The sequence below is a fragment of the Vibrio sp. Hep-1b-8 genome (assembly GCF_006124995.1).
Taxonomy (GTDB): domain Bacteria; phylum Pseudomonadota; class Gammaproteobacteria; order Enterobacterales; family Vibrionaceae; genus Vibrio.
This window is the reverse complement of the sequence record NZ_QEWN01000115.1, coordinates 81,836-91,697: the sequence shown is the minus strand read 5'-3', so window position 1 is coordinate 91,697 and position 9,862 is coordinate 81,836. Positions and strand designations below refer to the sequence as shown.

The following is a 9,862-nucleotide window of genomic DNA, read 5'->3' as shown; positions in this document are numbered from 1 at the left end:
CCTACAACCGAGATGACCGAGCTAGTACTATCCATATGATTAGCGCCTACGCTTCGTCCAATAAGCTCGTACTTGGACAGCTCAAAACAGAAGAAAAGAGCAACGAGATCACAGCAATACCTGAGCTCATCAAACTTCTTGATATCAAAGGCGCTCTAGTCACAATTGATGCGATGGCATGCCAAACGGAAGTAGCCAAAACTATCATCGAACAAGATGCTGACTACTTACTTGCGGTTAAAAATAATCAAGGAAAGTTACGCAAAGCAGTAGAGCAGGCTTTTGCAAAACAACGAGCATCAAAGCCCAAAAATATCAAAATCGAGCAGGGTCACGGCCGTATTGAAGTCCGTCAAAGCTATGTGTTAAGCAGCGAAACGCTCGAAGGTAACTTCTCTCGTTGGAAAGGATTAAAATCGGTCATTATGGTGGAAAACTTCCGTTACCATAAAGGCAAAGTAGCAGAGCTAGAGTATCGATACTACATCAGCTCAAAGCAATTGAGTGCGGAGCAAGCGGCAAGCGCAGTAAGGGAGCACTGGGGTATCGAGTCAATGCACTGGGTCTTAGATGTGACGATGGCTGAGGATGCCTGCCAAATCTATAAAGACCACGGAGCCGAAAACCTAGCTTGCCTTCGCCATATAGGGTTGAATATGTTGCGCACAGAGCCGACTAAACTCAGTATCGTTGGAAAACAGAAGCGTTGTATGATGAACACAGCGATGCTAGAGGCGGTCTTGAGTGAAGGCCTAAACGCGGTGGGTAAAAATTAAACACTCATGCGGTCGCCCTGTCCCAGTTAAGTCATCAGGCTTGTTAGAGGAAAACATATCTAAGTTAAAAAAAATATATTACTACTTAAACAAATACAATATAACTTATCACTATGCACCAACCTCATTTGTTTCTAACATTCTTTCGAGGATGTTCGGATGTAAAAAAAACAAGTTTGTCATTGCATCCCAACCTCGAACAGACTATCTATCCAGCCTAGATTTAAATTACAGCAATAATAGGAACTCTAAATTTAATGTGTTGTACGCCCCAACCTGGAGAAATAATAGTCGAAATTTTTTTGAAATGTTTAAATTAGAAGAAATAAAAAAATTCAAAGATAAATTAGATAAGATTGGTGTGAGCTTCACGTATCGTCCCCACCCTTTATTTGACTTCCCTGATGAAATCAAAAACACATTAAATATATCAACAAAAGAGTGCGAGCCAGAAATATGTGATTTCTTGTCAAGTTATGACCTCCTCGTAACTGATTACTCAAGCATATCGATTGACTACCTGATTTTGGATAAACCAATCATCATATTCAATTATGATTATGATATCTATTCAATCGACAATGGGTTTTGTTTTGACTTTGAAGAATACAATCCAGGAGAAAAAGTAAAAGACTTAGATGAGCTATATCAATCTATCTTTAACAATATAAAAGACAAAGATAAGTTTAAAGATAATAGGCGCACTCTCCATAATTTGATAAATGGGGAGTACAAGAATTCATCTGAAATATTTATTAGAGACATCCTAAATGATAAGTAAGTTTATTTCCTTAAAGAATATGTACATAACATACTCAATTAAAGACTTCATCATTCCTTCAGGAATGATTGCAGTAAATCGACTGATGAAGGTGGTAATAATGGTAGTTCCACTTCAATTTGTACTATTAATAGGAGGGAGTCACCTTCCGCAAACCTTATCTAACATTATCCCTAAAGAAGCGTCAATTAGCATAAACTACATTCTTGTAGCAATCATAATCTCTTTCTTTTTCCTGCTACTTATGTATGCTTACGTGCATTATAAGAGTAATCAACTCAAACCATTATATCTTAACCAAAAGAATCAAGAGTTTTCAGAAATAACCAAAGTAAATAAGCAAGCAAAAGGTTTTTTCTCAAGAGTTTTACATGTTCAGTCTGATATGATGCTAAATGTATTTTGCTTAATTGGAATATTGATATTTAATATCCATTATTTTTTCTTTTGCTCTTTCATTCTTGTATTTGCCTTATATCTATTCGATGAAATACTAACAAAAAAATTAGTAAACAATAAGAACATTTCCTTTTACAGTGAGATTTACTCTATGATTATGTACATCATGATGATTGCATTTTTGTCTTATGGTGCTTATCAAAACAATAGTAACCTCCTCCATATCGTACCAATATTTTTTGTCTCTAGAATGATGGTAGTTTCAATACCGCGGTTGACCAAAAATATATATGTAATGAACCGTTCTAATATGTTTTAATATCAACTTTCCTCTTGCTATAATCGATAGAACTAACACTTACAGGATTAAGCTTTATGATCATCGTAACAGGCGGTGCTGGCATGATTGGCAGCAACATCGTTAAAGCACTAAATGAAAAAGGCATTAACGATATTTTGGTAGTCGACAACCTAAAGAACGGTAAGAAGTTTCAAAATCTAGTCGATCTTGATATCGCAGATTACATGGATCGTGATGATTTCCTAACTCAAATCATGGCTGGTGATGACTTTGGTCCTATCGAAGCCATTTTCCATGAAGGTGCATGTTCTGCTACGACAGAGTGGGACGGCAAGTACATGATGCTCAACAACTATGAGTACTCAAAAGAGCTTCTTCATTACTGCCTTGAGCGTGAGATTCCTTTCCTTTACGCTTCTTCTGCGGCAACTTACGGTGAGACAGATACTTTCATCGAGGAGAAGCAGTACGAAGGCGCATTAAACGTCTATGGTTACTCTAAGCAGCAGTTCGACAACTACGTTCGTCGTATCTGGCAAGATGCTGAGGAACATGGCGAGAAGCTATCTCAAGTAACAGGGTTCCGTTACTTCAACGTTTATGGTCCTCGCGAGCAGCACAAAGGCTCTATGGCTTCAGTCGCATTTCATTTAAACAACCAAATGAATGCAGGAGAAAACCCGAAGCTGTTTGCTGGCAGTGAAACCTTCAAACGAGATTTCGTCTATGTAGGCGATGTTGCAGCCGTTAACCTTTGGTTTATGCAAAATGGTGTATCTGGCATTTTCAACCTAGGTTCTGGTAACGCTGAATCTTTTGAAGAAGTCGCTAAAGCGGTAATCAAGTACCACGGCCAAGGCACTGTAGAAACTATTCCATTCCCTGAGCACCTGAAAGGCGCATACCAAGAATTTACTCAAGCCGATTTAACCAAGCTACGCGCTGCTGGTTGTAATCACCAGTTCAAAACAGTTGCCGAAGGTGTTGCTGAGTATATGAAAAAAATTAACTAGTTGTTCCATTGGTTTCAATGCCAACTTCTAGTAGTTAGAAGTTGGCACTCCTCTTACTCGAAGTAGTTTTCACTATGAACCTATTTATCGCAACCTCACCATTTCAATATATCTGCGCACTAGAAGCGAAAGCTCACTATAATACAGACAACAACATATTAGTTCTTGTGCACCAAGATAAAGAACCCGGCATATCTCAACAAATGAAGTTATTTAATTCAAATGACTGGGATTATGTTATTCACACAGAGCGAAAAAATAGAAGCAGAACCATTCCTAAAGATATACGCAAAGTTAAAGCCATTTGTGGTAATCAAAAAATCGCTCATCTATTTCATGCAGAATATAATGGCTGGCAAACCAAGCTATTTTTAAAAAATCTAACTATTGAAAAAGAAGTTTACTTTGATGATGGTTCTCTGACTATAAATGAGTATGAAGAACTCATTCGCCCCAAAAAATCATACACTAGAAAACGTTTTTTTTCTGATTTGACCCTACGTCTAAACGGTTGCAAGCCTGTCGGTACGATTCAACAGTCAGAGCAATTGGAACTGTTTACGATATTTGATATAGAAAACCCAGAACACCTTATCCAAAAAAACAGCCTCAAGCGGCTCCAAGAAAAACTACAGGACATTGAGTTATATAACAAATCAGCCCCACTGGGTCTTATAGGTCAAGGTTCTGTTGGACATAAAAACCTTAAGCCAACTTCAGATTATCTTAAAGAAGTTTCAGAGATTGTAGCAAAAAGCAAAAATGGTGTTATTTACTTTCCTCACCGCTCTGAATCTGAGGACATTAGAAGGGTGATATCTGAACTACCAAACCTTCGCTATCACTACAGCGAGTACCCACTCGAAATTGAGCTAGTTGATAAAAGAATTCAGCTATCATGTCTCATCGGATGCACATCTACAGCGCAGTTTACTGCAAAAATACTCAACCCTGACATGCCTATTTATAATATACCTTTATCACCCAGAGAAAGTTACAGTGCTGAGATGCTATGTAGGTTCGATCGTGTAAATAGATATTTAAGTAAGCTAGGTATTAAAGAGATATAAGAAAACTCCCTTAGTAACGAAACTAAGGGAGTTATATAAGTACTAATCAAAGTGTTCTTGCTGTAAAGCAGTGCCTCTGGGTAAGGCCTCAGATGCAAATTTACCTAACACGTTTTCGTAGTGTTTAGGCGCTAGACCAAATCCAGGTCGAATGCTACGAATGTTATCTGAAGTTAACTCTTCTCCAGCTTTTATATCTTTGACAACATATAAAGATCGACGGAACTTCACGTTACCCTTTTCAGCTTCCGTTCTTTCGTAGTTAACCTTACCTAATGCCTGCCATGCAGTTTTAGTGTCTTGGCAAAGAGCTTGAAGCTCCTGTGGCTCAAGAGAGAAACTATCATCAGCCCCACCACCGTTTCTGTCCATCGTCACATGTTTCTCTATCAAACAAGCGCCCAAAGCAATAGATGTCACTGCCGTAGCGTTATCTATCGTATGATCAGATAAGCCGGATAAAACACCAAAACGACTTTGCATGTCTTTTATAGTTCGTAAATTATACTGGTCTGCTGGTGCTGGGTAACCACTAACACAATGTAAAACAACTAACTCTTCACAACCATTGTCTCGAGCTACAGCAATAGCCTCACGAATTTCTTCTTCATTCGCCATACCTGTCGACATAATCATAGGCTTACCCGTTTTAGCTACTCGCTTAATCAAAGGTAAATCTACCAATTCAAATGATGCTATCTTATATGCGGGAGCATCTAACTCTTCCAGCAGCTCTACCGCCGTAAAGTCGAAAGGAGAACTAAATATCGTAATACCGAGTTCTTTAGCCTTTTCAAATAATGGCTTGTGCCATTCCCACGGCATGTGTGCGCTTTTGTATAGTTCGTATAAGGTTTGACCATCCCATAGGCCGCCATGGATTTGAAACTCTTCTGAGTCACTGTCCATAGTGATCGTTTCATGGGTATAGGTTTGTAGTTTTATCGCATCAGCGCCAGCTTTTTTGGCTTCTTCCATTATTTGGAATGCACGATTAATATCGCCGTTATGATTGGCCGATAGCTCAGCGATAATGTAAGGGGGAAAATCCGGACCGATTTTGCGACCGTCAATGGTGATAAATGGTTTCATTTTTGCCTCAATGAATAGGTTGTCGGATATACGTTTCTTCATCGGTTTGTTGATAGCAAGCTTTCTGAAAGAGTTTTTGAGAAGCCAAATTAGCTTTTAGTACTGTTGCATGTAAAGTGACATCAGGGTGAATAGCATCTACCATTTCAAGAGCTCTAGAAGCGATCCCTTTTCCGTAACTATTTGGTTCAACAAATATTGATACAAGATAGTGCTCAGGACGCACTCTATCTAAACGTACGGCTCCTACTTTATTACCATTTCCTTTATCAACTACCATATAAAAATAGTCAGAAGCAGACTGCAGTTTCCTAGACATCCATGCTTGATGTTCATCCCACGTTGGAACATTGGTATTTAATGCGTATTTCCTTGTTTCAGGGTGGCATTGCCATTCATAAACAAGCCTAATATCTTGCTGCTTCACCCTTTCAATAGAATAACCATCATTATTATCACTAAAAAGCTGTTCAACTTCATAGGCCACTCTTTTTACCCCACGTCCATCACAAAGAATAAGGTTAGCCCGTTTAAAAGCTTCCCAAGAATTCAATGTCATTTGGTAACCAGAGAGTACCTGACTTGAAATATCTTCAAGATCAACTTTAATCGTAGCCTGATGCTTGACGAGCTGTTCACAGATCATCTTCTGATTGTCTGCAAGAGGCACAATGACATTAGGTAGTCCTAAACAGGCTCTTTCCCAACTTGTCGTTCCAGGAGCACCAATAGCTATATCATGTTTTAACATCAAACTCGCCATATCAGAGACAAACTCCAAATGGGTAACGTTCGAGTAACGAGCACACCATGCTGCTACTTGTTGAAAATTCGGTGCTCTTGGTGAGAGCAGAACAGTGAAGTTAGCATTGATTTGAGGGTGTAGTGTATTTAAGACTTCAAATGTCGCGTTGGGAGCATCGATCCCCCCCATAGAGATAAGCACGTTAGGTTTTTTACTACTCAGCGTTCTAGATACAGCTAATTCTCTTTTACTGGAAAAGCAAGGTTGTAGAAGAGCATACTCACTACCAACAAGAGCGCGTGTGTTCGACTCTTGATAGTCAGTCTCGAGACGACCTAGCGTCTGATCCAAAATCAAGTCTGCTCTATGGCACCTTGCTAAATCATCAATCGCAAAGAGTCGACAATTCATAGAATCGATGACAACACTTTGCCACTCTCTATCAATCGCATAATGGTCGGTTATAACGAGATCGGCACAAGTGATCGTAGCGATAAAATCTTGCGCATCTTCAAGTACACTTTTTTGAAGCCAAGAAACATAATCAGCATTATGCTTAGGAACAACTACTTGCTTCGGTTCCGGAAGGTTTACAACAACAAAGCCTCGCTCACTAATGAAAGTGCGCATATCACTCTCTAATGGTGTGCAAGCAAATACAATATCGTGACCTTTGCGCTTTAGCTCATCAGCAAGAACAAGACACCTCATGACATGCCCACTGCCGATCAATAATGATGCATCTACGCGGAAAACAACCTTCATGGTTTATCCTAACTCTGTTATTTCACTAGCTTCAAAGCGGAAAACAGGGACTCTGCCAACTCCCAATCTTCTGGTGTATCAATATCCTGAACACGATTGCGAGGTAAAAGTACAGCTTTCGAATGAGGAGAAAAAATAGAAAGCTTATCTAAAAAGGCACGAGTCTGCCCCCAGTAAAACTGACCAGCATCATGATAAGCCTCTTCAAGATCTTGTGACCGCACCTGTTCATTTTCAGGAGAGAACATGGAAACAGCACCTTGCTCATCAAGCTTAATTGCACGCTGAATTGGAAATGGGAAAGACGTAGCACTAAAAGCAAACTGAACCCCAGAATCTTGAAGCAGTTGATAGCCATTCTGAAGATCTTTGGGTAGCACAAAGGGAGCTGTCGCATACAAACAGCATACCGCTTCTACATCCCACCCTTCGGCTTCACACCAACGAATCGCATGCTCCATAACATCCATCGTTGTCGCATAGTCATCTGAAATATCCGCAGGACGCAAGAATGGTACTTGCGCGCCATACTCTTTCGCTATATCAGCTATTTCAGAGTCATCGGTAGAAACAATGACCTCATCAAAACAACCCGATTCGATTGCAGCCTCAATCGAGTATGCGATCATAGGTTTACCATGAAACGCTTTAATATTTTTTCTCGGGATGCGCTTACTACCACCGCGAGCTGGGATAATGGCTATTTTCATTAACGCCCTTGCAAAATATCAGTCAAAGTTTGAACTACAGTATCTTGTTGCTCTTCAGTCATACCATGGAACATAGGTAGAGAAATCGCTTCGCTATAGTAGCGCTCTGATTCAGGGAAACTCCCAACAGCAAACCCGAGATCTTGATAGTATGGCTGAGTATGAACTGGAATATAGTGAAGGTTAACCCCTATTCCACGCTCACGCAGCGCATCAAATACTTGGTTGTGTGTTAATTTGATTTCATCTAAACGCAAACGAATCACAAATAAATGCAACCCTGAATATGTGTCCGGTAACTGGTAAGGCAGCACCAAAGGCAAGTCAGCAAGTTTTTTGTTATAGCCTTTAGCCAACTCATGACGAGCTGCTACAAAGTCATTAAGGCGTTTCATTTGACTTACACCTAATGCAGCTTGAAGCTCAGTCATACGGTAGTTAAAACCAAGGTCTACTTGCTGATAATACCAACCGCCATGAGACTCTCCACGCATAAACTCAGGATCACGAGTAACACCATGGCTTCGCAATAGCGCCATTTTATCTGCCAACGCTTTTTTATTGGTCAGCGCAGCTCCGCCTTCAGCAGTCGTTACAATCTTCACTGGGTGAAAACTAAACACTGTAATGTCTGAGTATTCGCAACTCCCTATCGGCTGGTCTTTATATCGACCACCAATCGCATGTGAAGCATCTTCAATAACCTTAAAGCCATACTCTTTTGCCAACTTAGCAATCGCAGCCATATCACATGGTTGCCCACATAAATGGACCGGAACAACGACTTTAGGCAACTTGCCATTTGCTTTAGCGTCGATCAGTTTTTCTTCAAGACGTTTTGGGCACATATTGTATGTGTCAGGGTCAATATCGACAAAATCTACTTGAGCCCCGCAATACAAACCACAGTTTGCAGATGCGACGAATGTAATCGGAGATGTCCATAGCCAATCACCCTGCCCCAGCCCTAAAGCAAGGCAAGCAATATGCAGGGCTGATGTTGCACTGTTCACAGTTAGAGCATGGTTAGCGCCAGTCTGTTCAACAAGCGCTGCCTCAAATGCAGGAACCTGTGGCCCCTGCGTTAAAAAGTCCGACCTCAGGACATCAAGAACACTCTCGATGTCTTGCTGACTAATATCTTGCTTACCGTAAGGAATCACGATTGTTCTCACACTGTAAAGTTTGGATCTACATGCTCTTTGATTAGTTCACGCAGACCTTCAATAGTTTCCCACTCAGTGTTTGTTCCTGAGTTGTACTTAAAGCCGAATGGTACTTTTTCAGCTTTATGATGCTCCAAATACTCTCGCTCTGTCTAAGTAAATGATACAGAAGGTAGAATCGCGTAGTACTTACCCATATCAATCGTATTTAGAGAGTCTGTGTCAGTAATCATCTCTTCATGCAATTTTTCGCCAGGACGAATACCTACGACTTTTGTTTTAATGCCTGGTGCTATTGCTTCTGCAATATCAAGGATTTTGTATGAAGGAATTTTAGGGATAAAGATTTCACCACCAAGATGATTTTCAAGTGCGTACATCACCATGTTTACACCATCTTGAAGTGAGATGTTAAAGCGAGTCATCTCTTCGTGAGTGATTGGTAGCTCGCCCTCTTCTTTTTTCTTCATAAAGAAAGGTATTACAGAACCACGAGAACCCATCACATTGCCGTAGCGCACGACACTAAAGCGAATATCTTTAGAACCTTTAATATTATTTGCCGCCGCAAATAACTTATCTGATGCAAGTTTGGTGGCACCGTAAAGGTTGATTGGTGCACATGCTTTATCCGTAGACAAGGCTACTACATCTTTAACGCCACACTTGAGAGCCGCTTTAATTACATTTTCAGCTCCATCAACATTTGTGCGTATACACTCTGTTGGGTTGTATTCTGCTGTATCAACTTGCTTAATCGCTGCAGCATGGATAATAACATCAACGCCTTCACAAGCATCTATCATGCGCTCCTTATCACGAACATCACCGATAAAGAAACGCAATTGAGGGTAATCTTTAGCCGGATACTGTTGTTTGATCTCAAACTGCTTCAGCTCATCACGCGAAAAGATTATGATTTTTTTTACTTCAGAGTAGCGCTCTAAGATAGTTTTAATGAACTGTTTACCAAACGATCCAGTACCGCCAGTAATCAAAACAGATTTATTGTTCAACATAATTTTACCCATTGATTTATGATAA

At 40.2% G+C, this 9,862-nt stretch carries 8 protein-coding genes and 1 pseudogene; 4 read left to right on the top strand and 5 right to left on the bottom strand.

The annotated features are described in order from the left end of the window. From DA100_RS15580 to DA100_RS15565, 4 genes are all read left to right on the top strand, one after another. Positions 1-776 (top strand): ISAs1 family transposase (locus tag DA100_RS15580; RefSeq protein ID WP_138972963.1); only part of this gene is annotated, 776 nt, incomplete at its 5' end. A 40-nt stretch (positions 777-816) separates the two neighbouring features. Next, entirely contained in the window at positions 817-1,557 is a 741-nt protein-coding gene (locus DA100_RS15575; RefSeq protein ID WP_171052230.1) for a CDP-glycerol glycerophosphotransferase family protein, read from the top strand. Between the two features lie 774 nt (positions 1,558-2,331). Then, positions 2,332-3,270, top strand: a complete 939-nt coding sequence (gene rfaD, locus DA100_RS15570) for an ADP-glyceromanno-heptose 6-epimerase (RefSeq protein ID WP_138972961.1) — start codon at positions 2,332-2,334, stop codon at positions 3,268-3,270. Between the two features lie 74 nt (positions 3,271-3,344). Continuing rightward, complete coding sequence (locus tag DA100_RS15565; RefSeq protein ID WP_138972960.1) at positions 3,345-4,340, top strand: glycosyltransferase 52 family protein; 996 nt, start codon at positions 3,345-3,347, stop codon at positions 4,338-4,340. Between the two features lie 42 nt (positions 4,341-4,382). On the opposite strand, the gene pseI is transcribed toward DA100_RS15565, so the two are convergent. The 5 genes and pseudogenes from pseI to pseB all read right to left on the bottom strand — a co-directional run bounded on the left by pseI (position 4,383) and on the right by pseB (position 9,837). After that, positions 4,383-5,432 (bottom strand): pseudaminic acid synthase, encoded by a 1,050-nt coding sequence (gene pseI / locus DA100_RS15560; protein ID WP_138972959.1) that lies wholly within the window; start codon positions 5,430-5,432, stop codon positions 4,383-4,385. Positions 5,433-5,439: 7 nt separating this feature from the next. Beyond that, a complete protein-coding gene (gene pseG / locus DA100_RS15555) occupies positions 5,440-6,942 on the bottom strand; it encodes a UDP-2,4-diacetamido-2,4,6-trideoxy-beta-L-altropyranose hydrolase (protein WP_138972958.1) in 1,503 nt (500 codons plus the stop codon). A gap of 17 nt (positions 6,943-6,959) precedes the next feature. Then, a complete protein-coding gene (gene pseF / locus DA100_RS15550; protein ID WP_138972957.1) occupies positions 6,960-7,652 on the bottom strand; it encodes a pseudaminic acid cytidylyltransferase in 693 nt (230 codons plus the stop codon). Then, complete coding sequence (gene pseC / locus DA100_RS15545) at positions 7,652-8,827, bottom strand: UDP-4-amino-4,6-dideoxy-N-acetyl-beta-L-altrosamine transaminase (RefSeq protein WP_138972956.1); 1,176 nt, start codon at positions 8,825-8,827, stop codon at positions 7,652-7,654. Before pseC ends, pseF begins: the two co-directional genes overlap by 1 nt. Beyond that, positions 8,824-9,837, bottom strand: a pseudogene (gene pseB, locus DA100_RS15540) (UDP-N-acetylglucosamine 4,6-dehydratase (inverting)). Before pseB ends, pseC begins: the two are co-directional and overlap by 4 nt. Positions 9,838-9,862: the final 25 nt, after the last annotated feature.

Coding starts and splice junctions, on each gene's coding strand:
- rfaD (WP_138972961.1), top strand. CDS start 2,332: ATGATCATCGTAACAGGCGGTGCTGGCATGATTGGCAGCAACATCGTT.
- DA100_RS15565 (WP_138972960.1), top strand. CDS start 3,345: ATGAACCTATTTATCGCAACCTCACCATTTCAATATATCTGCGCACTA.
- pseI (WP_138972959.1), bottom strand. CDS start 5,432: ATGAAACCATTTATCACCATTGACGGTCGCAAAATCGGTCCGGATTTT.
- pseG (WP_138972958.1), bottom strand. CDS start 6,942: ATGAAGGTTGTTTTCCGCGTAGATGCATCATTATTGATCGGCAGTGGG.
- pseF (WP_138972957.1), bottom strand. CDS start 7,652: ATGAAAATAGCCATTATCCCAGCTCGCGGTGGTAGTAAGCGCATCCCG.